Here is a 25,121-nt window from a genome sequence, read left to right as displayed (position 1 = left end):
CAACACGTAACATAATGCCTCATTCAGGCTAGATAATTATCATAAGGTGCCAATTTAGTTAGCATGAACCAATTTAGGCCAATTAAACTACTCGTATTTATTCTGGCGCTGTTATCACCTAGCAGCTACGCCGATCTCTATACGGCGACTAAGTACTACCAAGAGCAAAATTACGCTAAGGCCTATCATGAATTTTATCAACTTGCTCAGCTTGGCAATGGAGATGCGATTTATAACTTGGCCGTTATGTCATTACATGGCCAAGGTACTGAAAAAAACCTCTCTCTTGCTCACGCATGGTTCGCGTTAGCCGGGGAATATGGCATAGCCGAAGCACTGAAAACAGCCCATTTGATCGCATCGCAATATCCAGATCAACAAGTGTTGGCACAAGTGCTACAAGAAACAAAAAACCGCTATGGTTATCAATATATTAGCGAAAAGTTTCAGCCAGACCTAACACAGCCTTTGTCTTCAACCGTAAGCCTCTCTCGGGTATTTGACAAACAACCCGAGTACCCAGAACAGGCAGCAAGGCAAGGCCTTGAAGGATGGGTCTGGTTAGAGTTTGACATCGACCACTCAGGCGTCGTGAAAAACCTAGTCGTCATTGATGATTACCCAAAGAATATCTTCACATCTGCACTCATAAACGCTGTCAGTGTATGGCGCTACGACTCAGGGAACCCTAAAAAAAATCATTCTCTTATTTATCACTTCACAACATATAAAGGGAAAGAATATAAAAGAACGCTGGCTTTTCAACAACAAGATTATCATAAGGAAATTAGACGACATATCGACGCAGCAGAGCAAGGTAACGCTCAAGTTCAGTACTATATTGCAAATTGGCTAAGTTCCAATGATTATAACGCAAGTCGATTACTGAAATACCACTGGCGAGACGATAGCGCTTACCTAACCATGTTACTGGCATCTGCAAAAAATAACCTTCCTATTGCACAATACAAGCTTGCAATGGAATTACTCACCAGTACAGAAGATAAAACACAGTTCAATGTTGCATTGAACTGGCTAAAGCGAAGTGCGGCTTCTTTTGCGCCCGCACAATACAAGCTAGCAACATTACACAGCCAACAAAACAGCAAAATTTTTGCACCAAATGAAGCAACAAAGTGGTTTAAGCGCTCAGCCGACAATGACATAAGGGCGGCCAAAGCACTGAGTTTGCATTTATACGATCACCCTAATGACGAAGAGTCACTAATTGATTGGTTAAACAAAGCTCTCAGCCAAGATAAAAACGACCCTGAATTACTCCTATTACAAGCAAAGTTATTACGCAGTAGCAACACCAAGGAATCAATTAAAATAGCCCAGCTAGCACTCAAACAAGCGCAAAAGAGGGGCTGGGACACTGCACAAATTCAAAAGTTTATGGTGTCTCTGTAGCGGCACTAAGTTATATCCTGTAAGAATGTATTAAGCCTTCAGTCACAACGGTTCACAATACTGGGAATTCGCAAGTAAGCCCATGAATTATCCATCAACTGACTTTACAACGCACTCAATATACCAACCTATGTATCAACAAATTTCCTCAGGTCTTCTCATCCTTCAACCAATATTGAAGTGATACATTCGGAGGGGTAAATATTGAATAAAATTTCAATGCATTTTCAAAAACTATGTGCCTCTAGAGTGAGTGACAAAGAGGCGAAAGGCTGTGTAATCATTAAAAGCATTGTTGTATTTGTGGACAATAACAACACATTATCACCACATTTATCTGGTGGCTTTTAAAACGCTTTAAACGCTTATTAAGTGAAGCTAACCTGCAAAGTGTACACACTGGCAATAATATCGATGAAAAAGCAATGGCTTTACTTAACTTACTTATTAATATCAATATTTTGGGGCAATTGATTCTGGATTATGAGCAGCTTTGATGCTCTACTCCACCATCACTACAGCGCCTCAAGACATATGCCTATCAGCTATTGTAATTATCGTATTTGTGCAGGAGTATGTATCACCTGAACATCGCACGCTTCACATAAAATAATATTTTCTGGTAAGTTTTCTGGCAAGTGTTCAGCCATATGCCATGGCGTATTTATATCTGGGTAAGACATTCGCCACATTTTTAGGTCTGCTGCATATCGATTACTTATAGACGCTTGAATGTTTGCTTGTGGTGAATTCGCGGCACTTTCAGAAGTAAAGTGAAACTTACCAAGGTAAGTCGGTGCACTCGAGTCACTGTTAAACACCTTTCTCGTTTCCCCATCACTATATTTCGAAATATACTGTTGACTGACCCTCCAACCAGTAACACGATAAACCCCTTTTGGTACAGTCATCGCAAAAATGCCATGTTCATTGACATTTGAACCGAATGTTATAAATCCACTTTCTCCCGTATGAATATTTTTAAAATGTAATTGATAGTCTGCATAATCTCCTTCATAAGACATACTCCCCCAAATGATACCACCTTGATCCTCTCTTAGTTTATGCGCCTCAATCGTTGATTTAGCACAGCCGCCTAGCATTACGCATAACAATAATATGTGTACATTTTTTATTTTTTTCATATTATACCGCCTTTTTTAATACACCCCTCTACATTGCGCCTTTGAATTTCTAATTGCAATAAGTAATTCTGGCTTAAAGTCTAATCAAGTGTAAACTCATGAAGTACGATATCTTTTTCTAAATTTTCTACTCGATTCATTATAATGTATGAACCATCGTAGTTTGTGCTCAGACTCAAAGCCGCATTTACATTATATAAATGCAGGCCTATATCAGAAACAAAGTGATTATGTTGCCCCTTTATTTGATAGTTATACAAAGATAATTGATGCCCTTGCCTCACAACATAATAGATTCCGCCATCATAGATAGCAGGCTTATAAAGTTGTAAAGAATGTGATAATTGCTGCAATGGCACCTCGCCGCCAAGTGCATTAAATAAATAGCCTTCCACATCAGATAAATACGCTCTAAAGCTGTCGTTTTTATTCATCAAAGGTATATACTCTTGGCTTGAGCCCGGTAATAAATAGTTGCTTGAATTTGCAATATCATGCCGCCAAAACTGTAAACGCCCATCTTCTACCGTTTTAAAATGAAGAGACTTCCCATCATTTGACCAGTATATATTCTCTAAAGTTGAGTTTTCTTTTATAACTGAGCGAGGTGTTTTAGAAAAAGTATTAATAATAAATAATGTATTAGATTCACTTAACACAGCTAAGTATTCACCATTAGGGGAAAATAAAAGCAGCTTGGGCTTGTCATTTTTAGGCAGCTTAGTTAATAAACTGGGGCTTGATTTATATCTATGCTTTAGCCAAATTTCTACTTCTTCAATTTGCAGCGCTGCATGCGCCGCTTCAGAGACATAGGCCGTTTGCATGCCATCAAGAGAAATACTCGCGTGTGTATCTATTCTGGCGTTGGATGAAATCGCAGTAAACTGTTTAGACAAGGTAGAATATTCATATAAATTTACTTCAGCTTTGCCTTCAGTGTGTGCAATGAGCCCTTTATTTCTGTCTATAGAAATTTCAGATATTTCACCATAAGGTTGATATAAAGTGGCTGAATTTTGACCCAAAAAGTGCAATTCAAGATCGCTACCTACAGAAAAAAAGCTGTTATTTGAAAATCCAAAATAAGGCTTCCCTTGCACGTCAATTTCTTCCGAAGACTCAAGGTCGCCCTGATTATTAATTTTAGCTTTATACCAGACACCTTCTGACAAATAGATAATTTCACCTTCAAAGAGGTCATATTCTGAAGCCTCTACAACTACCTTTCTTTCAGACAGTTCTAAGCCATTATCTTTCAGTTTATTTATATTATATTTAACCAACACTTTTTTGCCTGAGTCCACTTCATTTACAAAAAGCGTATTTAAATGATCCCAAATAATCGTTTGAGGATTATGAGCGCTATTACATTCCAATAAAGCCATATCTCGATTCAATCGCCATAACTCAATCGCATTGTGTACTGACACAGCACGTATTTCACAACTAAATGGGCTGTATCGATAATATACAAGCCAATTCCCATCTTCAGACCAGCTAGGTGCTTGCTCGCTATACCTTGACGATTTAATTGTATGAGACGTATTTGTTTGCAAATCATGTACAACCAGATCATATTGGCTCTCGCCAGTTACAATTTGGCTATACGCTAAATAGCGTCCATTAGGTGAAAAGTTAAGATACACTTCAGCACCAGGTGAAGACGTTAATCGAGAAACATACTTAATTTTATGCTCATGCTTAAATAGGTTAACGTCAAAAAATACAATGCACGCGATTAAAAAACCAACTAAAACCCCACAAAAAAGCCAATTAAAAGGTACATTTTGTTGGGGGGTTTTCCCCCGCTCCAAAAACGTAGGTGCATCTGCAACAACAGCTATACACTGATATCCGACTCGAGGCACTGTTTTAATAAATTTAGGTTCTTTAGATGTATCGCTCAGCGTTTTTCTAATTTGCGCCACTAGCTGGCTTACCGAATTATCACTGACAATCAAATTAGGCCAAAGCTGATTGATTATTTCATCTCGACTGACGGGCTCTGGCGCATTTTCTATCAACAACTTAATTAAGGAGAGCTGTTTATGCTCTAGAGGTAGCCAACTTCCCTCTACTTTGACACTCATCTTTTGGGTATCTATCAAAACATCATTTAACAGAAAACGTTCAAACTGCATTTACTGATCCAATCCAAAAAGCGCGTCATAGTTACATGGCCGAATACATAACAAGCTATTCCATTATGATCATACTATGTTATGATGGGGACAAAAATATTTTACCTTAAAGCAACTTTACAGCACTTTGTGTTGCACTTAAACAGAAATATAAAAGCAAAGTTTCCCGAACGTTAATTAAGAATAGGAGTAGGAAACAATGGTCATGAAACGCATATGTTATTTGTTTCTTCTCTTTACGCTTTTATATACCTCGACTACTTACGCGCAAAATAGTGGGCAAAGAGCCTCAAAAGAATCGCCGGATAACGACCAAAACGAGTTATTACACATAGAAATTCGCGCCTTCCATGACAGCGTTGTCAAGTCACTTAATGTAAAACGATATAGCCAACAAACATCAGACAGTATTAGTGCACAAGAAATCGGTAAATTCCCTGACAAGAATGTGGCCGAAGCATTACAAAGGATCACCGGGATATCATTATCACGAGTTCAAGGAGAAGGCGAACGAATAGGCGTGAGAGGCACCACCCCGGAGCAAAACCGCACCTATCTCAACGGACAATACCTGGCTTCTGCTGATTGGTGGATCTCTTCTTTGCCCAGTCGCGGATTCAATTTCACACTGTTACCAGCAGACATTGTTTCAAGTTTAGAGGTGTATAAAACCCCCAAAGCCAATCAAGATGAAGGGTCGCTCGGTGGTGCGATCAATATCAAAACACTGGATCCTTTCTTTTCAGACCCAGGCGTGTTGGCTATTACAGCTCAAACGCAATACAACGACCTTTCGCAAAAATATGACCCGCAACTTTCCGCTGTGTACAGTTGGATAAATGCAGACCAAAACTTCGCTACGCTATTTACGATTAATCATCACAGTAGAAGTTTACGCCGAGATGGACTCGAATCTTGGGGGTGGCACGAAAGAAGCTATTTCATCAATGACTCCGGACAATTAACGTCTGCAAATAATGCCCAGACAACGGCTGATTTACAAAACATATGGTCTCCTGGGGGAGGTGGTTCAGCTGTTTTCCAACAAGACCGAGCCCTAACCAGCTTTACCACCAGTACAAGCTACCATATTAATGAGAATTGGACTTTAAAAGGCCATTTACTTCATTCTCAACTCAATGCGGACAACACGAATCAAAACTTCTTGTGGCAACCTGGCAAAGCTCTGGACGCTGGCAGCCAAATCAACGACTATCAGATAAAAGACAATACGCTCGTATACGGCTCCCTCACTCCAGCTCAAACACAGCCATTTAATACCAGTATGGAAGCAATTTGGCGCAAAGCCGAAATACAAACTCAGAGTATTCACCTCGACCTCAATTACAGTGGCCCGTGGTGGCGAGCACAATACCAGATAGGCTACACCCGAGGCAGCGGTGGCACCAGCGAAGATAACACCGCGCAATTTGCCACGAATACGCAGTACAGCTTCGATACACGAGACGCTAAAAATATCCAAACAGACTATCAAACTTCACCTTTGAATGGTCGACAGTGGTTCCTAAGTGAAGCGCGTAACGACAGTCAAGATGGCAATGATACAGGCTATTTTTTGCAAAAAGATTTTTCTCGAGATCTATCGTTTAAGCACTTAAATACCATTCGTTTTGGCGGTAAATATAAACGCCACAAGCGAGATTTTCAAAGACTTAGATCTCAAAACGGCGGCCTTCAAGGACTGGCAGGTAGGCTGAATACCACCTTATCAGATTACCCTGCTCAGTTTGTCAGTGGTTATCTAGATAAGGTTGGAAATGACAATACATTGAAGGCGTATAGTTTTGCGGATATCAATGCATTATCACGTGATTTTGCAACGCTCAATTTTGAACAAGAAGAAGAAAAGACGAGTCGTTTCACAATCGAAGAAGAAACTTTAGCAGGCTATGCAATGATTGAGCTGGCTGGAGATGAATACCAGGCTAACTTGGGTGTGAGAATAGTATCAACGTGGCAAAAAGCAGGCGCTTATGAACGAATAGCCACTTTACCTGCAGATGTACCTAGTTATAACTGGCAAGCAACATCAAAAAATTACACCGATATTTTACCGAGCCTAAACATTCAATTTGACTTAAGTGATCAACTTATTTCGCGTTTTGCTGTTGCACGCGTCATGTCCCGCGCGCAATTTCACCACTTAATGCCTTCAACTAATTACAATGTCACCCAAGCACAAGGCCAAGGCGGTAATCCAAACCTAAACCCTTATCGGGCCACACAATATGATTTTGGCTTAGAATGGTACTTTACAGATTCGGCATTGGCTTCTATCGCTATTTTTAATAAAGATGTTGAGTCTTTTATTGAATTTAATAGAAACATAGAGTCACATGAAGGTATTTTAATGTCGATAGACAGACCTATAAACGGTGCTGGCGGTGTGATCAGAGGCGTCGAATTGAGCTATCAACAAGCCATTGCCTATGGATTTGGAGTCATCGCAAACTATACCTTCGTTGATGGTGATAGAACCTCTCAGTTAACAGGTAAAACCGACTGGGTGCCAGGCACATCAAGACACAGTGCCAATCTCACTGCCTACTATGAAAATAGCGTGCTTAGCCTGCGCCTTGCGTATAACTACCGCACGCAATTTGCCACTGGAATTGGCGAAACAAAAATGGACGATTATGGGCAACTTGACGGCAGTGTCACACTGTCGTTCAGTGATAATTTGGATCTCGTCTTTGAATTTTTAAACCTTAACGATGAACAGATTTACACATACGATAGAAATGAGTACGCACCTACTGCAATTTACCAAAATGGAAGACGTTTTTACTTAGGCGCTAGATATCGCTTTTCAACTCACTGATCAGCCTAGCTCACCATGCCAGAGCTGCTTCAATCGTTTAGTCTTAAGTTACGTCAAACACAACAAGCCTATTTACGATACAAAAAGCCGCAGCTCATTAATCTCCTCTCTAAGATATAAGGCACATAAAATATACCCAACGATGACCTTTGTCCCTATTTATATGCCTGTGATTTAAAAAAACAGCATATTTATCTACTCAAGTATTATACTTATTTATGCAAACTTTGTAGTTTACCGCATACATGTGACAGTTAGTCGCAAACGCTGGTTTTCTTTAGAGCCAATCGTAAAATAGCGTGATTTTTTAGCTCGACGTTTCTCGTCTCTCACAATTCTCTTTTTCAAGGCTAGTAAAATGAAATTGATTAAATCCACAATTGCACTGGCAGTTAGCTTGGTGAGTACAAGCGCCATCGCAAGCCCTCAGTCAAATACAATCACCCTAGAAGACATTCCTAAGATCCAAAAAGTTGTTAGCGCCCAAGTGAGCCCTGACGGCGAGTCAGTTGCTTTTACACGTTCTGTTCCAAGAGAGCTATACATAGATGAAAACGGTAAAAACTTTAATGAACTGCACCTTGTGGATGACGAGGGGGTTGAACGCCCATTCATTACTGGTCAGGTAAATATTCACAGCATCGCTTGGTCGGCAGATGGTCAATTTATTTATTTCCTAACGAAGAAAAAGACAGATAAATTTACGTCGCTTTATCGTATTGCCGTTAACGGCGGTGAAGCACAAAAAGTCTTCGCTTTAAAAGGTACTTCTATTTCTAAGTATCGACTAAGCCCAAATGGCAAGCAAGTCGCTATCTTAGCTATGCCACCGAAAGATAGCTCAGAAAAAGAACTCAAAAAGCTCGGGTTTATGGCGGAAGTCTATGAATTAGGTCTAAAAAACAAGCAGCTTCATATTGTGAACCTGCAGCCAAGTGAGAAAGCACTTACTCCAGGCATCGTTACTGTGCAAGGGTATGTCAGTGACATTAATTGGTCAGATGATGCGAGTAAACTGCTTGTCAAAACTCAGCCTACCGCGTTGATTGACGACCAGTATATGAAGTCGCAGTGGCACATTATGGATGCCAAAACACAGCTGATAACCACCTCCTTCGAAACAGAAGGTAAGCTTGGCGAAGCTGAGTTTTCTCATGATGGTAAATACATTGCAATTTTAGGTGCTGAAGACAAGCACGACCCTGCTAAAGGCAGACTATTCTTAGCCAATGCCACAACTGGGGAAATCGAAGAGTGGATCCCAAACTTTATGGGACATATCGGTGACTTTGAGTGGTCTAACCGTAAAAATATGCTTAACTTTGTTGGTCATGTTGGCGCGGAAAGCTTTGTTGGTCAAATAAAAGCGGGCTCAAACAAATACAAAAAAATGGTAAAAGACGGCAAGCTCATCGCTGGTAAGCTGTCAGTGTCAGACTCAGATAAAACCATTGCGCTCACTGCGAATACAGCGAAGCACCCAAATGAAGTCTATATGTTACGTTCAAAGCGCACGACTCGTTTGTCAAACTCAAACACTTGGCTTGATAACAAACGTTTCGCAAAACAAGAAGCTCTGACATTTAAAGCCCGAGATGGCGTTGAGATCGGCGGTGTGCTTATCTACCCACTTGATTATGAAGAAGGCAAACGTTACCCATTGATCATGTCTGTTCATGGCGGTCCTGAGTCTCATGATAAAAATGGCTGGTTAACAAACTACTCAGATCCAGGTCAAATGGGTGCCGCTCGTGGCTATGCGGTATTTTACCCCAATTACCGAGGCTCTACAGGTAAAGGCGTTGATTACTCAAAACTAGGTCAAGGTGACTACGCAGGTAAGGAATTTGACGACCTGGTAGACATGAAAGAATACCTAGTGGATGATTTAGGGTTGGTTGACAGCAAAAAAGTAGGGATTACAGGCGGTTCCTATGGCGGTTATGCATCGGCATGGGGCGCAACAAAGTTAACTGAGCACTTCGCAGCAAGCGTTATGTTTGTTGGCGTTACCAACCAGTTATCAAAGTTTGGGACGACTGATATCTCAAATGAGATGTTTTTAGTACACGCGCGCTCTTATCCATGGCAAAAATGGCAATGGTACCTCGAGCGCAGCCCTATTTACTGGGCTGGCCAATCAAAAACACCACTGTTGATTATGCATGGTAAAGATGACCCACGAGTACACCCAGCACAATCTATGGAATTGTACAGATACATGAAAGTGCAAGGTAAAGATGTACGCTTAATTTACTACCCAGGTGAAGGACACGGCAACCGTAAAGTTGCGGCGCAATATGACTATAGTATTCGTCTGATGCGTTGGATGGATAACTATCTCATCCACGGTAATAAAAACATGCCTGATTACAAAATAGACCATGCGACAAAGCTAAAAGCAGCTAAAGAAGCAAATAAATAAGCCTTTTCCATGTCAAAAGAGTAAAGCGAAGGAACTCCGTTTTACTCTTTTATTTTGATCACTCAAAAATATGCTTACCGTAAATCCATCACTCTTTGAATATCTTATGATCCCTTCCATGCGCTTCAAAGCACGAGGTTGTTGACAACCCGCTCAATAAGAACAACAAATAAGGCAAGCTTATTTTTGAGTTGTACCTATACTATATCTAAAACATGCAATTTAAAACCAAAAAATTTTCATGTAACACATCTTTTTAACAATTTAAATTTGCGGGTCGAAAAATACTTCTATCGGCTCTACTCTGCCTTTCAAGCTGACTTCAGCCGCTTTTTCCAAATCCTGTTTTTTTGATTGCTCAACACTGACCTTACTGATCAATAGTGCTTTATTTAATTCTTTTGTTTTACTCTCAATTCTGGCAGCAACATTGACGGTGTCACCTATAACGGTATAGTCCATACAACTGACACTCCCGACGTTACCAGCAATTGCGTCACCACTGTGTATCCCTATGCCAATTTCTATGCGCGGTAATCCCTCTTTAATGAACTCCTCATTTAATGCAGTCAGTGCTTCTAGCATTTCTTTTGCCGCATTAATTGCATTACTGGCGCTATTTCCCTCACCCTGAGGGGTGCCAAATACGGCCATAATCGCATCCCCGATAAACTTATCTATCATGCCGTCATATTTAAAAACAATCGTACTCATAGCCGAAAAATATCGGTTCAATAAGCCTGTGATAACTTCGGGTTCATGAGACTCACACATGCTGGTAAAACGCCGAATGTCAGCCATCAGCACAGTTACATTTCGCCGTTCACCGCCGGGCTCGATATCAACTTTGCCAGTTTCTACTGCACTTACCAGCTTTTTTGGTAAGTATCGAAGTAATCTCTCTCTATGTCTAAGCCTGGTATAAGTATTTGTAATATAACTAGAAATTGACCAAGACAGTAAACCTGAAAATAAAATTATGATCTGCTCATGCATCTCAATCGCTCTGGCGGTCCCACTGTGCTCAAGAATTACTGTCCCAGTTGCCAAACAACACAAAGTGGAATAGTAAATAATCAACTTACCTTGCCTGAATGCACTCATTACATTAAACAGTATCAGCGCGCTGATAAGCATTAATTCAAACTCAGTATTGTGCATATCATGCAAAAAGTGGCCGATCTCGGATAAAAATTCCATTTCGAGTGTAATCGCTAAGATAATCAGGTAATCAAAAAGGATCGAAACATATTTAAGCCATGGTTTGTAGCCATCACTTTTTGCCCACTTAGACACACAGAAACACCAGATAGCGGTCATTATCATAGTGCCTAAATCAACAACAATTAATGTCCAATCTAATCCTCGATTTAACAGCCCTATCAGCAGTTCTAATAAAAAGAGCGCCATCAACCCGACAAACCGGATCTGATTGATGTGATACTCCATTTCCATCTCTCTTTGCTGATAGCAATCGGTGAGCAACACATCGAAAGACCCGTCGATATCCTTTAACCATTTCATAAGCACTTGCCATCATTTATTGAATTATCTGTGACCCGCACATTGGGCACTCACTTTGTTAAGTGTAGCTTGGCTTTTTTTTGTTACCTGTGTAATGAAAAACTTACCTCTTGTTTAAGTCATTCACAAACCTTGGTGACTAGGCTACTATTGCTGTCATGACAATGGAGTGACTATCTACAATCATGCTGTATTTTCTAGACTTCGAATTTGACACTCAACAAAAACGATTATTCAAACATCAAAGTGAAATCCCATTGACGCCTACCCAAGGGAAGTTGCTCACTTTATTAATTGAGTCACGCGCACACGTTTTAAGTAAAGAAGAGATATTAGATCACGTGTGGCAAGGTCGGATTGTCTCGGAGCAAGTCGTTTTTCAAAACATCAGTCAACTTAGAGCATTGATTTCAGATGCCGCCATAAAAACTTTTCCAAAGCGCGGTTACCAATGGCAACTCGAGATCACAACACAACTGACGCCCTCCGGGACGGCTTCTCCATATCGTTCACCGACACGAGTAAATGCACGCCATATTTTCTTCTCTTTTGTCGTAGCCGCATGCTTTTTCGTGGGAATAGCTGGAGGTTATTGGTTATGGCCAAATCACAATGTCGGTGCAAACTCGCCTGTGCAAAAAGCGCAGCACGAAGTCTTACTCATTCCTTTCTCAGCAAGGTTTGAAGGGCATTTAATAACGCAAACCCGTCAATTGAATAACGCACTTTTAGTCAATTATGATGCGTCAGATAAGTCTCATAACTCTGCCCAAGCTATTTTTAACTCCCCTTACACTGAATACAAGAAACTCATCCCCAAGTCGGATAAACTGCTACTCAGTGGGTTTATTTATACTAAGAAAGTGTCAAACAAAACAAAATTCTTGCTAGAATACCGCCTACAGAATCAACTCAGACATTGGCAAGGGTATATTTATGCCGACTCAATCGAAGAACTTGAAGACCTTGTCGCATCCCGGGTTGATCAGATACAGAAATCTGATTATTTCCAAGTTCAAATTGATACATTTACGACCACTGAACTGGAAAAGTTAAACAGCCAAACGCCCGAAGATTTAGACATCTTAAAGCACCTTATCGAGCGCTTACTGGCAGAATATAACCACAACGTCGCCAGTGCCCATATTGAGCAAATGATAATTCTCAGCGAATCGCAAAATCATCCAATTTATAAGGCATATGCTCAATGGCTTAAAGGGCAGCTCTTGATGACATTAAATCAGTATGACCAAGCCAAACAGCATCTAACTCGGGCCAGTGAATTAATGAATGAAGCAGATTTCAACGCGCTGAATAGCGAAATCAGCAAATCACTTGCCGACATCGCCGCTTATGATCGCGATTTCTCACAAATACAAAAACATTTGTATAAGGCTGCAAGCCAAGCTCGATTAGCTAATCGCCCCGTGCAAGAAATAAGAGCTTATACACTTTTGTCAATTAAAGCGTTTAAACTGAGATTAGAAAAAGAAAAATATGATTACTTATATCAAGCAAAAACCTTATTAGCCGACCACCAGCTAGATAGTTCGCATTATATGCTGATATTTTATCACTTTGCGCTTTTTTCAAAAAACATAGAGGAAAAACAATCTTATTATTTAAAAGTGCTAGAACAAACGCTCACACCAGAAAACTACTGGGTTTACTTTTCTGTCAGTGAACAACTTGCAAACCTCTACCTAGAGCAAAACAAACCTGATTTAGCCATGGCTCTGGCAAAAAACATCGATGAGCCAGCCAGAAGAGACATGTTATTTGCACAGATTTATCACAAACTCGAGCAAACAGATGACGCTAAGCGGTATGCACAGTCGAGTTTTAACACAGCCAGAATGCAACATATAGACTGGGTTGGATTAGCAATGGCAATTAAGTTACTAGAGCTCAATTTTCAGGCTGATGACAATTCTGATACGATGATATATCGCCACTATATTCGGGATACAGCCCACCCAAGGTGGCTCAATACACGGCATGAGAAATTGGTTAAATTAGGGGTTATTTCTAACCCCTATGAACAGGATAAAAATCAATATTAAATATTTATACTTTATTAATATCGAACCAATTTACTGCGAACAGGGGCGTCTTTCCTTGTATTGTTAAGGTATGATGCCCTCTATCAAGCCGAACTTTAATATTTTTTATGGTCCGCCACCCTCTTTCACCAGATAATTCGGCTGTTTTTATCGGGCGCTCGTTCAACATCAACGTATAATTTTGCGTAGGGCCTGAATGAAAGAGGCGGATCGACATTAAGTATTCACCTGATGAATTCGCCTCAAGGATATAACTGGCCATACTGGTTCCGATAGAGCCGATAATTTTATCGCCTTCTGGCTCAAAACTTGAGTTAACAACCATCACACCAGGTGCAAAGTCAAAAGCTTCACCTTCTATTCGTGCAGGAACTTGATGTGCTTTTTTAGGGCTACTGTCAACATAGTGGCTTGGTAAGCCTTTTGCAGCGCCATTTAGTGCAACAACATAATACCTGCCGTTGTGTTTTAGCGGAGTTTCATCGATAAAAGACATGTTTTTTTTCGTTAGCTTTGCCAGTGCGACCACTTCATTACTTAAGGGGTCTTGCCTAAACACTTCATAACCCGTTACGCCAGATTTCTGAGCCGCTTGCCATGTAATGTTGATATGACCATTTGCCATAATGCTAAGGTCAATATCCATCAGTTGTTCAGGGTAATGAGGATTTTCCATTTTATGTCTCATTTTTGCTTTTTTTTGAGCTTGCTCCAGCAGCTTTACAAACCAGATTGAGCCACTGCTCGCCTCAAGTGCTTCGCCTTGGGTATCTTTTACTAGCCGAAATCCCTCAAGGGCTGCGAAAAAGTCTTCATACATCATCATTCTTCGACTTGAGCCAAACACAGGCCAATGCCAGCTGCCCCCGCGGGCAACAAATACCTCACACCCTTTTTTTATGACCGCACTGCCATCGACAGGGGCCCTTTCATAATTATCTTGATAACAATCCGCTAGTCGCTCAACCACATTGCCTTCCATATCGTGTAATCCAAAACCATTTGGCTTATACAGTCCCACCGTCGAAATCATCACTTCATTGTCATTGCATGTATTGATTGCATCTTGAGAATAAGGGGCGTTATATAATTTACCTGATAAGGAGTAGGCATGCAGATCAGCAATATTTGCATAATGACATGCTTCTTTCGCCCTGTGTTCATTGCCAAAGAAGTACTTTGACGAGGTGCCAGCCCGTGCCGCATATTCCCACTCAGCTTCAGTAGGCAATCGATACAGTTCACCAGATACCTTTGATAACCATTTAGCATAATTAATCGCATCTTTTCGAGACACACACACCACAGGATGAAACTCACTAAGGACATACATGTTGTCATCCCATGTCCCATCATGTTCACCGCTACCAAACCACTGCGGACCGATACGATGAACGCACCCTTTGCTGGATTCATAGCCAGTCGCCTCTATGAATTTTCGATATTCGGCCACGGTCACTTCATATTTGCCCATTTGAAAGGCGGGCACCGTGACTTTGCGCACCGGCTTCTCATCTGCTCTCCCCTGCTCGCTTCCCATCATGTAACTTCCTGTTGGGATACTGATCATAGGAGGCTCAATGTAAGCACTTTGCTCGCTGTGAGCTGGTAAAGGGATAGTGACTGAGATCAGTGAAACTGCACTGATAAACATTGGAAAAAAACGCATAGTAGCTCCTCAATTAAATTCATAATCACTATGAAATTGGCAGCACTTTTTGTCTTCACAGTTATCTATTAATTTAAGGAAATAGAAATTCAATAGAGGTAAGTAAATAATATATATGGATATATTTTTAATATTTTGATTTTTATCTGTTGCGTTTTAACAACCAAAGATCCATACGCTGATGGGTGACGCACACCAAAACAGCGCCGCACGTCACCTCATTTATGTTATTTCGTATATATCTTCACTAGTTATATTGCACACCATATCGATATAAATCGGCAGCCAAACTATCTAAAACAGGTTGAATAGTCTCTTTTCCGCCTATAAAATCTTCTCCATTAGCAAGCATAATCACACCCGTTTTTGTCAGTGCGTTATAAATCATCAACGCATTTGTGCCAGGATCTCCGCCATTATGACCAAAAAAGGCACCATCCCAATACCAGAATACGCCTTGCTGATATGGAATGTTAAATACGTCGCTTTGCGCCCCAAGCAGCTGCTCAACACTTGACGCACTTAATATCTGCGTATCTTGATAACGACCCTCATTAGCAATGGCAGCTAATAACTTACTCAAATCATGACTACTGATATTCAACTCACCGTCGTAGAAAGTTGCATAACCGTACTCAGGCATGGCATGAAGTACCTCTTCTGAGTCAATATTGTACTGCACTGCTTTGGGGTTATTTTCTGGTAACTCTGTATGGTGCCAATTTGTATTATTCATCCCCAGAGGCACAAAAATAGCTTCATTCATTTGCTGCGCTAAGTTTAAGTTGGCCTTTTTTTCTACAGCATGAGCCGCAAGCGCCGTCCCCATATTGGAGTATGACATCACACTACCGGGAAAACCCTGCTCACCATCCAAATACACACCGCTCCCTACGTAGCGCCCATTGTCAGCAAAATAGTCTTGTGCCAGTAACTGCTCTAAACTCGTGGTAACTGGCATATCATCTTCACAAAAAGAGAGACCAAACATGGCTGCCAACGGCTGTTTATTTTCATGCACGTAATAAGTACAAAAGAACATATCGCTGTCTTTTATCCCTGAGGTATGCGTTACTAGGTGGCGTAAAGTCATTTTGGGATCAGGGTTGAGCGGGTTATTCGGATCGAATGACAAATTCATATCAGCCACTTCGTCATCCAAACTCAGAATGGACTCTTCCACCAATTGCATTATGGCGACTCCGGTTACTGCTTTACTAATAGATGCTACGTTGTAAGGCGTATGAATTGTGGCAGGCAGTTTTTCAACTACATTTGCCAACCCTTCAGCATGTTCAAACACAATCTCATCACCTTTTATTACCGCGACAGATACACTAGGTAAGCTCGTATGTGAAATCACATCTCGTACTTTTTGCCTTAAATTGTCAGCAGTTATGCTATGTGAAGCGTGCACACCTTGTTGCTGCATCACGTATTCGATAGGCGTATCGGTCATATATTTTTGATCTACAGAAGCATAGGCAAAAGTGGCAATATCAGGCTCAATACCTACTCCTTCAACTACCTGACCCTCGTGATTTTTATAGACTTCGTGACTTAAGGTAAGCGCCCACCCGTTAGGCAATTGATGCGTTAAAGTATCGGATACACTGCCATTCGTCGCCTCACCAATTAACTGACTTTGCGGTAAGGTTTGTAACGCCATTGCAAGCACTTCTCCGCCACTGATAGTATGCTCACCAATAAGTACATAAATTGGTTTAGTGAAATTCAAATCCGCATTTGGCTCAACATTGAGGGCGATCTCTTCACCTTTAAAACTGTCATTATTTAGTTGCTTACTGCCAAATGTATAAGCTGAGTCTGTAAAGTAGCCGGCTATTTTTTGAGATACTTTATCAAAGCCACCTTGGTTGTATCTTAGATCAATAATGATTGAGTCAACGTCTTGAAGTTGCTCCAAAGTATGAACCATCACCAAATCGGTGTTATGCAAATCACGTTCAACACGGGATAGAATATTGTCCTCAGCCTCATCCAAAATCATCCCAGCGACTCTATCTATACGAATATAACCAAGCTTGGGAGAAATTGTGCCGAAACGTATCGCATCTGCACCTTGGTAACTATGTAATTCACCATCCGACATTAGATGCTTTAATACAGCAACCTCCTTAGCGTGTAACTCAGCTAAAGTGCCGCTTATATCATCGCCGCCATTAAGCAACCCCTCTCTGATCCAACTATCAATTTTACTGCCATCTGCCTGTGCCCCTTGAGGCCCCTCTAAACTCAAATGACCATCACCAAACTCAGTAAATATCGCATCCATCATACTCATAAATTCAGCTTGGGTCGTAGATTCTGTGACTTTGGGCTTGTATGTCTCATAAACGGCTGACCAATCAATACCACGTAATTCAAAAAAGCCGTAGTACTCGTTCAACGTGTGCCATACATAGTCAAAAGTCTCTGGCAACGTCATGTCGGTCGTAAGATTTTTTGCATCACATTGCAATGGAAGTGACTCCAGCTTAGACAACTGCACCTTTGATGATGCAGGGCTGATGAACGTAAGCTGATCTTTTTCATCATTAAGCGACAAATACTTTACGAGTGGTTTTGTAAACTGTGCATTTTCTTCATCTGCTTTGATACATGTTTTACTATTGAAGTTATAGGTTATTAACCCGTTTACAGATAAATCCCAAACCTCCCCAGAACCTTTTATCTCCCATAGCCCATTAAAGTCTTCAATCGTGGCTGGTTTCTCTGGCTTTATTACGACTACATCATTATCTTTATCACAGCCAGACAATAGTATGGCTGCCGTAATAATACTTAGGGTTAATCTTTTCACATCTATATCCTTAAGGTTTGTTAAATCACGCTTACAGCATATGAGACATGCATCTAAAAAAGTGTTTTTATATAAGCTAATGATGTAGAGATAAGTAAGCAGATATAAACACATTTAAACGTATTTTGAGCATTAAAAATCAAAGCTGCTTAATACGTAATTGCTCAGTATAACAAGCGATATGCCATTGCATTTTTTTAATGGTACACTGGCAAAATACTCTCTTTATTCAACATCAGGAATACGTCTCGAATAGGACTTAGGACAGGTTTAAAATGGAAAAAGTGATAATTGTATTGGGACATAAAAATGACCAGCACGGTCACTTATCTTCACTTTCAGTCGCAAGATGTCAACTTGCGCTCAAGGTACTTCATTCAGCACGAGACGCGAAATTCATTTGTACAGGCGGGTTTGGCGAAAACTTCAACCCAACGTCAACGCCACACGCCCACTTTAACAGACAGTACTTATGCGCTCACGGTGTGGACCCCGCAGCATTTTTACCTGATACGTTAAGTCGCTTTACGATTGAAGATGCGACTTTAACTTTGCCTGTACTTTCACAACTAGATTCACCAGATGTGTCTATAATCAGCTCAGAATTTCATGTACCCAGAGTCAAACTCATATTTGACACCATCATGCCAACCATTAAAAAAACCTATTTATCTGCACCAAGTCCATTATCAGCTCAGGCGCTCTCTCAATTGGAGCAACATGAGGTCTTTGCTAAGCAGAGGGATACACATACCTTAAAGGCAGCATGTGCAAAGTTTAGAACATATACAGACTGAATCGATGAAATAATTTACACGAGTAAGTCACAAACGATTGTTTCAGCAACTCCCTCTCCAACTACACAAGATCTCAATAAATTATTAATTTGAGAAAATAATTCTCCACTTTGTTATTTTCTGAAAAAAGCATCGTTCATTAAGATGACTCACACAAAAAAAGCATCAATAAGGAAGATAAAATGAAAAAAATATTCGCGTTGTGCGTTGGTCTATCGGCCATATCACTGACGGCTCAGGCAGCCCCCACTGAATGGCAAGGTTTTTTTAAGGGCCAATGTGAACTACTAGCACCAGGTAAGGGCGCATTATACTCTTTCCCAATGTCACTTGAAGTCGGCAGCCCAGTAAATAACCGCGCTGACTGGATCGTGACTTATGGTGAAGGTGTACAAGCAAGACCACGCAACTATACATTAGTGACGGTTGATACAGCAAAAGGTCATTATGAAGTTGATGAAAACAACGGCATCATCATCGACCAATACTTATTCGACAACAAATTTGTCAGCTTATTTGAGTTTGGCGACACCAAGCTAAACGCCGAATATGAACTACACAGCGATGGCTCATTAGACGTAGAAATTATTAGCTACACCGCGGATAAAATCCGCGAAGAGCAAGTCGGTCCTTACATGGTGTCTAATTATGGCGGAAAACGTATCCAGAAATGTAAGCTGTTTAAGTGGTAATTACGTACTAATCCAATGACGATTTTCGTCTATCACTTCTGCCCGCCTACTCGGGCAGAGTTGATAAAAAACCAAGTACAAGCCCGTCGCTTGGTTTTTGTAGTGCGAACTGCTTGGTAAGAATATACTAATAAAAATAAACGCCTTCTTACCAAGCAGTATCCACTTTATTGATATCCAATGCAGCACCCTTTCAACATGAGCAGCAGCTGACTTACCTTAGTACTTAAATTGTCTTTTTTAACAATCTGAACTGACGCATATTTTCACGCCTTTTTATGAACACAACAAAGGTCAAAATAGGTAAATTTCGTAAGTAGCAGTTGGAGGAGACAACCAGCATCAGCAAGCTTGGCAGTACGTAAAAAGAGTCCGCATTTTACAGGGCTAACACAATTAGCCCTGTAAAACCAAAAACCCAACGTCTTACAGTTTGCTTTTGACAAAGCGATACTGTCCATTCCAAATTAACGCCTTAACCCCACCTTGAGTATCTCGCTCAATATCCACTGTTGAGCCATCATTAATATCAATGAGTTCACTATCACTGCTGGCAATTAGCTGGCTCGTATGATCTCTTGATGCATCATATGCCAATATATATTGATCATCATACGTTAACTTAAATGAATACTGGTTATCTTTGTCATAAATATATTGCCCTGTCATTTGCTTTAATTTTTGCGTTGTTAATTCATGCTTTTGCACTCGTTTCGGTGTTGAAAGGTCCCAACCAAAATGATCGCTCATTGCGATTTCTAATTGACGAATAACAGGCCCAGCAGAGTCACCATTGGTCATGATGATCAAGGCATCTTTTTTATCAGCATAAGCTTTAAATATGTTGGTGAACCCCTTATTTTTTCCACCATGAGAAAATGCTAACCCCTGTTCATAACTTTTGAGTACGGGTCCCAGCCCCCAATCGTTGTCATGAAATGTCAGCATATCTTCAACTAACTTCGGTGTTATTGGCCCCACCGACTTTCCTGCACGCGCACTTTGAATAGCACCGATATATAATGCAAGATCACTCGGGGTGGTCCAAAGGCCTGCGGCGGCCTGTTCAGGATAGACATGCCAATTACCTTCAACTTGCTGTCCACTGCCATCAAATGCAGCACTTGCCATGGACCATAACGGCTTAGGTAGTGGCTGTGCGAAGGTACTATTTGTCATACCGAGTGGCTGTAAAATATGCGCTGATGTATAGTCTATGAAGGATTGCCCTGTCACACTCTCAATAAGTAAATCTAGAACCGTATAGCCCCCGCCAGAATAGCGGAACCCTTCTCCTGGGGCTTTATCAACGATGACTTTTCCTGTGTTGCCAAGTCCATTTAGTACATCAATATCGGTGGGAATGTTTGTGCCTCGTTGATAACCGGGAAAACCATGCTGTGTTAAACCTGCGCTATGGGTTAACAGCTGACGCACCGTCACCTTATTGGTTTTGGTAAACTTGTTACTTGGGATCTGCCAACCTTTTAGGTACTGATTAACATCGGAATCGAGTTTTATCTTTCCCTCATCGACTAACTTTAGTACTGCCAAGGCGGCAACGGGTTTACTGATAGACCCCGCTTGAAATAAAGTGTCAGCAGTGACTTTACGACCGGTGAGCTTGTCAGCTAACCCAAACCCTTGAGCCCAAACTACTTGACCATGTTTCACAGCAACCACACTTAACCCTGGCAAGTTGTGTTTTTTCATTTCACTTTCAATGGTACTGGCTATGTACTTTTCCCCCTGAACTTGAACAAGTGGCAATAGGTTAAGCTCTAGGTCGGATAATTTGGACTCGCCAGCCATACTCGATTGCGACAACAAAGACATACTCGCAAGCAAAGCCGAACAAACTGTTTTTTTCATTATTCTAATCCTTGTTTTACTCTCTCAATCATTTAACAACATATAAATGAAATTGTGTATAGGCGTTTTTTACTGACTCGCTAAATCATCTTGACACTTAACTCAGTAATTCATTTATTTTTTATATTTGTTTCTATTTTCAATCATAACGTTACAAGCAAAAACCAATACTTTTAAACCAACAATAAATACAAAACCAATAAAAAAGAATTGAAAAAATCACACTCTATGCTATAAAAAAGATGAAGGTTTAATGAGGCACTCATTATGAAAATGCGCTTACTCACTTTGCTCGCTGCGTTGATTTTATCTGCTTGTGGTGGAGGCGGAGGGTCTGCGAACAGCACAGGCACGAGTCCGGACAATCAGTCATCTTCAAGCACCACACCAAGTGAAAATAACAATAACGAGAATAGCGATACTGATACGCAATCTAACGATGAGTTAGACACTCAAGATCAATCTGCAACAAACGATCAAGGATCAGCAGAAGATATCAGCACATCACCGGTCGTTGATATTAGAGTACCCAGTGAAGTTGTCAGAAAAGGAAGCGTTATCACCATTGATAGTGTGGTCAGGGGTTCCACAGAAGGCCTAACTTATACCTGGACACAAACCAGTGGGCCAGCAGTCACCTTGAGCGGTGCTAACAGCGCAAGCTTAACCATCACACTGCCTAGCGCAAGCTCTATAAATAAAGACAGTTATACATTTTCACTCACGGTGACTGACAGTACAGGCACAAGTACATACACTGAAACAACACTAGAGTCTGTCAATGCAATGAGCGAACTACAAGCGTCCGCATTAATGCAGCAAGCAACACTGGGCGCAACTTATTCTGAGATCCAAGCAGCATCAGGCTTAAGTGAAGAAGAATGGCTCAATCAACAAATTGCCCTAGACCCAACATTGCACACCCCTTTACTAGAAAATTACCCCGATAGAGACAATCCAAATCACATTAATAGAATTGACGCGTGGTGGAAAGCAAGCCTTAATGCACCAGATCAACTCAGGCAAAGAGTCGCTTTCGCACTGAGTGAAATATTTGTCATTTCAGATGCTAATACCTCTTTGCGCGGTGAACCAGAAGGGATGGTTGCCTACTATGACATGCTACTAAAACATGCCTTTGGTAATTTCAGGACGCTGCTAGAATCTGTGACTTTATCTCCTGCGATGGGGGTATATTTAAGTCATTTAGGGAACGAAAAAGCCAATGTAGAGCGTAACATTAGACCTGATGAAAACTACGCACGAGAAGTAATGCAGCTTTTTACAATAGGTTTAAATGCGCTCAACCTCGATGGAACATTAAAACTAGACACCGATGGAAAGTCCATTGCGACCTACTCCCAAAAAGAAGTTGCAGGCTTTGCCAAGGTATTTACTGGGTGGACATTTGCTTACTCAGCAAGATGGGACAGACCCAGCCGAAATTATACGTTACCCATGCATGCTTTTTCTGCCTACCATTCAATGGAGCCAAAAGAGCTACTCAACGGAGAGGTTATCCCCGCAGAAACTGGCCCCCATGAGTCAATGCAATTAGCACTTGATAATCTATTTTCGCACAGCAATGTCGCGCCCTTTATTAGTAAACAGTTAATACAAAGATTAGTGAAATCTAATCCAACGCCAGCATATGTCGCGCGTGTAGCCACAGTGTTTAACGATAACGGACTAGGTATTAGGGGTGACCTTGGCGCGGTAGTTAAAGCGATTTTGCTTGATGAAGAAGCGAGAAAATTTTCTCAAGTTCAGTTGCACAGTGGAAAGATAAAAGAGCCCATACTCACTAAAGTACATTTATGGCGAGTATTGAATGCACGGTCTGAACTGAACCGCTATTACACTTGGAACCTATCCACGACTTATGGCCAAGGACCCTTGTTGTCACCATCCGTATTTAACTTTTTTAGACCAGATCACACACCAAATGAATTGCAAACACTCGAGCTAATTGCGCCTGAATTACAAATTGCAACTGATTCGAATATGGTCGCCACAATCAACGGTCATTATGGCGATTTGGTATGGAGAATGGCAGAGCGTAAAACAACGCTAAACCCCAATACCGTTTATATGTTTGCTCAAGACGACATTGCTATGTTGGCTAACAATGGACTACAAAGCTTACTTGATTATTATGATCTGGTTTATTTTGCAGGCACCATGACAGATATCACGCGTACAGCATTGGTTGATTTAGATAGTTATTTTGTCAATAAAGACGAAGCGCAACGTGTCGCTCAGCTACTGTATATGATTTCTTTATCCCCTGATTTTAACTATCAAAACTAGGAGCTGATTACATGTCATATCGCAATGAGCAATCTAGGCGCGCTTTTTTATCTCTCTGCCTAAAAGGAGGGTGTTCAGTAGCGGCACTCACTAGCTTACAATTACAAGCCATCAGTGGCTCATTGAGCAGCCAACCGATCAATGATTACAAAGCCTTAGTTTGTATATTTTTGCATGGTGGCAGCGACTCATTGAATATGCTGGTTCCCTTAACTGGAGAACACCGAACGCATTATGAACAAAGCAGACAAAACCTCGTCGTTACCGATGCGCAGGCTTTAAATACCCGCACAATCTATGAGGGTGGCGTTGGGCTTCATCCAAGTATGACCTCATTATCTTCCATATTTGATGCCGGAAATCTCGGTTTTGTTGGCGGTGTTGGCACACTCATCACCCCCACTACTCTCTCAGAGTATCAAAATAAGACGGTGCCCTTGCCTAATCATTTATTTTCTCACAATGATCAACAAGCAACTTGGATGCATGGCCAAGAAAAAGTGTCGCTAAACACTGGCTGGGGCGCACGGATGTTAGAAAGGCTCAATCAGCATAGTAGTTTTACTAGCAATATCTCACTGGCGGGCGCAAACCCTTGGCAAGCTGGCATTGAGACCACGCCCTATGCCCTCAACAAAAGCGGTATCATGAAAATCAATGCGCTCACAGGCTACCAACCACAAGTGGATCATGTCAAAAGCATTATGGATAGGTTGTTAAGTGCCAAAACAACTCCTTTGCAAGATGCTTATGCCAGTAGGCTGGCAAATTCAGTCAATAACGTACAAAACATGAATACCTTACTGGAACAAGCACCAATACTGACCACACAGTTTAGTGATAACAGCTTATCGGAGCAGCTAGCCGCCGTGGCTAAGTCTCTGAGCATAAGTGGTCAAACAGGCAACAAACGGCAAATATTTTTTGTTTCATTAGGTGGATTCGACACGCATGATGATCAGGCAGTCAGACAGCCTGCTTTACTTTCAACGTTAGCAACTGCATTGACTGAGTTTAATAACGCCCTAACCGAGCTATCCCTGCAAAACAGCGTAACAACCTTCACAATGTCCGACTTTGGCCGTACTCTCTCATCTAATGGAGATGGCACAGATCATGGCTGGGCCAGTAACCAACTTATAATGGGCGGTGCAGTGAATGGCCAAGACCTTCATGGTGCAATGCTCTCTCAGCAAGTAGGAAATAGCATAGATGTTGGCGGAGGTCGGCTTATTCCTCAGTACTCTAATGAGCAATACTTTGCACCAATTGCAAAGTGGTTTGGATTAAATGACACGGAAATTAGCGATATCTTTCCAAATTTAGGAAACTTTGACGCAACTACGTTGAATTTATTCAAATAATACCAAAAAGGCAAGGGGCCCATTGCCATACAACGAT

At 41.1% G+C, this 25,121-nt stretch carries 14 protein-coding genes; 8 read left to right on the top strand and 6 right to left on the bottom strand.

The genetic code is table 11. The features are described 5' to 3' along the window. Positions 1–63: 63 nt before the first annotated feature. Positions 64–1,413, top strand: coding sequence for a TonB family protein (locus JF50_RS18840; protein ID WP_039610879.1), 1,350 nt, complete (start codon positions 64–66; stop codon positions 1,411–1,413). 554 nt (positions 1,414–1,967) lie between these two features. Here the strand turns inward: JF50_RS18840 and JF50_RS18835 are convergent. After that, the gene (locus tag JF50_RS18835; protein ID WP_039610878.1) at positions 1,968–2,558 is read right to left on the bottom strand and encodes a hypothetical protein; all 591 of its coding nucleotides are present in this window, start codon (positions 2,556–2,558) and stop codon (positions 1,968–1,970) included. 80 nt (positions 2,559–2,638) lie between these two features. Next, positions 2,639–4,702 (bottom strand): winged helix-turn-helix domain-containing protein, encoded by a 2,064-nt coding sequence (locus JF50_RS18830; protein ID WP_039610877.1) that lies wholly within the window; start codon positions 4,700–4,702, stop codon positions 2,639–2,641. A 205-nt stretch (positions 4,703–4,907) separates the two neighbouring features. Between JF50_RS18830 and JF50_RS18825 the strand changes: the two genes are divergently transcribed. Further along, a complete protein-coding gene (locus JF50_RS18825) occupies positions 4,908–7,544 on the top strand; it encodes a TonB-dependent receptor (protein ID WP_152614596.1) in 2,637 nt (878 codons plus the stop codon). 358 nt (positions 7,545–7,902) lie between these two features. Continuing rightward, positions 7,903–9,969 (top strand): S9 family peptidase, encoded by a 2,067-nt coding sequence (locus tag JF50_RS18820; protein WP_080760296.1) that lies wholly within the window; start codon positions 7,903–7,905, stop codon positions 9,967–9,969. 264 nt (positions 9,970–10,233) lie between these two features. Here the strand turns inward: JF50_RS18820 and JF50_RS26325 are convergent, their stop codons facing one another. Beyond that, complete coding sequence (locus JF50_RS26325; RefSeq protein ID WP_052262485.1) at positions 10,234–11,493, bottom strand: adenylate/guanylate cyclase domain-containing protein; 1,260 nt, start codon at positions 11,491–11,493, stop codon at positions 10,234–10,236. A gap of 185 nt (positions 11,494–11,678) precedes the next feature. Between JF50_RS26325 and JF50_RS26320 the strand changes: the two genes are divergently transcribed. Next, positions 11,679–13,556, top strand: coding sequence for a winged helix-turn-helix domain-containing protein (locus JF50_RS26320; protein WP_052262482.1), 1,878 nt, complete (start codon positions 11,679–11,681; stop codon positions 13,554–13,556). Between the two features lie 4 nt (positions 13,557–13,560). Here the strand turns inward: JF50_RS26320 and JF50_RS26315 are convergent, their stop codons facing one another. After that, positions 13,561–15,225 carry a formylglycine-generating enzyme family protein gene (locus JF50_RS26315; RefSeq protein ID WP_052262480.1) on the bottom strand — a complete coding sequence of 555 codons (1,665 nt, stop codon included), beginning with the start codon at positions 15,223–15,225 and terminating at the stop codon, positions 13,561–13,563. Between the two features lie 247 nt (positions 15,226–15,472). Then, on the bottom strand, positions 15,473–18,049 hold the full coding sequence (locus tag JF50_RS18800) for a serine hydrolase (RefSeq protein ID WP_039610875.1): 2,577 nt from the start codon (positions 18,047–18,049) through the stop codon (positions 15,473–15,475). Between the two features lie 275 nt (positions 18,050–18,324). Between JF50_RS18800 and JF50_RS18795 the strand changes: the two genes are divergently transcribed. After that, positions 18,325–18,846 (top strand): YdcF family protein, encoded by a 522-nt coding sequence (locus JF50_RS18795; RefSeq protein ID WP_052262478.1) that lies wholly within the window; start codon positions 18,325–18,327, stop codon positions 18,844–18,846. Between the two features lie 182 nt (positions 18,847–19,028). After that, positions 19,029–19,538 carry a hypothetical protein gene (locus JF50_RS18790; protein ID WP_152614595.1) on the top strand — a complete coding sequence of 170 codons (510 nt, stop codon included), beginning with the start codon at positions 19,029–19,031 and terminating at the stop codon, positions 19,536–19,538. Positions 19,539–19,964: 426 nt separating this feature from the next. On the opposite strand, the gene JF50_RS18785 is transcribed toward JF50_RS18790, so the two are convergent. Continuing rightward, the gene (locus tag JF50_RS18785; RefSeq protein ID WP_039610873.1) at positions 19,965–21,410 is read right to left on the bottom strand and encodes a serine hydrolase domain-containing protein; all 1,446 of its coding nucleotides are present in this window, start codon (positions 21,408–21,410) and stop codon (positions 19,965–19,967) included. A 267-nt stretch (positions 21,411–21,677) separates the two neighbouring features. On the opposite strand from JF50_RS18785, the gene JF50_RS18780 reads away from it, so the two are divergent. Both JF50_RS18780 and JF50_RS18775 read left to right on the top strand, forming a co-directional pair. Next, positions 21,678–23,720 carry a DUF1800 domain-containing protein gene (locus JF50_RS18780; RefSeq protein WP_039610872.1) on the top strand — a complete coding sequence of 681 codons (2,043 nt, stop codon included), beginning with the start codon at positions 21,678–21,680 and terminating at the stop codon, positions 23,718–23,720. Between the two features lie 11 nt (positions 23,721–23,731). Next, entirely contained in the window at positions 23,732–25,084 is a 1,353-nt protein-coding gene (locus JF50_RS18775) for a DUF1501 domain-containing protein (RefSeq protein WP_039610871.1), read from the top strand. Positions 25,085–25,121: the final 37 nt, after the last annotated feature.

Origin of the sequence: Pseudoalteromonas luteoviolacea (genome assembly GCF_000814765.1) — a bacterium.
Lineage (GTDB): Bacteria > Pseudomonadota > Gammaproteobacteria > Enterobacterales > Alteromonadaceae > Pseudoalteromonas > Pseudoalteromonas luteoviolacea_H.
This window is presented reverse-complemented; position numbering and strand designations above follow the sequence as displayed.

What these genes read in the sequence shown, in the direction of transcription:
- JF50_RS18840 (WP_039610879.1), top strand. Translation starts at nt 64, where the DNA reads ATGAACCAATTTAGGCCAATTAAACTACTCGTATTTATTCTGGCGCTG.
- JF50_RS18835 (WP_039610878.1), bottom strand. Translation starts at nt 2,558, where the DNA reads ATGAAAAAAATAAAAAATGTACACATATTATTGTTATGCGTAATGCTA.
- JF50_RS18830 (WP_039610877.1), bottom strand. Translation starts at nt 4,702, where the DNA reads ATGCAGTTTGAACGTTTTCTGTTAAATGATGTTTTGATAGATACCCAA.
- JF50_RS18825 (WP_152614596.1), top strand. Translation starts at nt 4,908, where the DNA reads ATGAAACGCATATGTTATTTGTTTCTTCTCTTTACGCTTTTATATACC.
- JF50_RS18820 (WP_080760296.1), top strand. Translation starts at nt 7,903, where the DNA reads ATGAAATTGATTAAATCCACAATTGCACTGGCAGTTAGCTTGGTGAGT.
- JF50_RS26325 (WP_052262485.1), bottom strand. Translation starts at nt 11,493, where the DNA reads ATGAAATGGTTAAAGGATATCGACGGGTCTTTCGATGTGTTGCTCACC.
- JF50_RS26320 (WP_052262482.1), top strand. Translation starts at nt 11,679, where the DNA reads ATGCTGTATTTTCTAGACTTCGAATTTGACACTCAACAAAAACGATTA.
- JF50_RS26315 (WP_052262480.1), bottom strand. Translation starts at nt 15,225, where the DNA reads ATGCGTTTTTTTCCAATGTTTATCAGTGCAGTTTCACTGATCTCAGTC.
- JF50_RS18795 (WP_052262478.1), top strand. Translation starts at nt 18,325, where the DNA reads ATGGAAAAAGTGATAATTGTATTGGGACATAAAAATGACCAGCACGGT.
- JF50_RS18790 (WP_152614595.1), top strand. Translation starts at nt 19,029, where the DNA reads ATGAAAAAAATATTCGCGTTGTGCGTTGGTCTATCGGCCATATCACTG.
- JF50_RS18785 (WP_039610873.1), bottom strand. Translation starts at nt 21,410, where the DNA reads ATGAAAAAAACAGTTTGTTCGGCTTTGCTTGCGAGTATGTCTTTGTTG.
- JF50_RS18780 (WP_039610872.1), top strand. Translation starts at nt 21,678, where the DNA reads ATGAAAATGCGCTTACTCACTTTGCTCGCTGCGTTGATTTTATCTGCT.
- JF50_RS18775 (WP_039610871.1), top strand. Translation starts at nt 23,732, where the DNA reads ATGTCATATCGCAATGAGCAATCTAGGCGCGCTTTTTTATCTCTCTGC.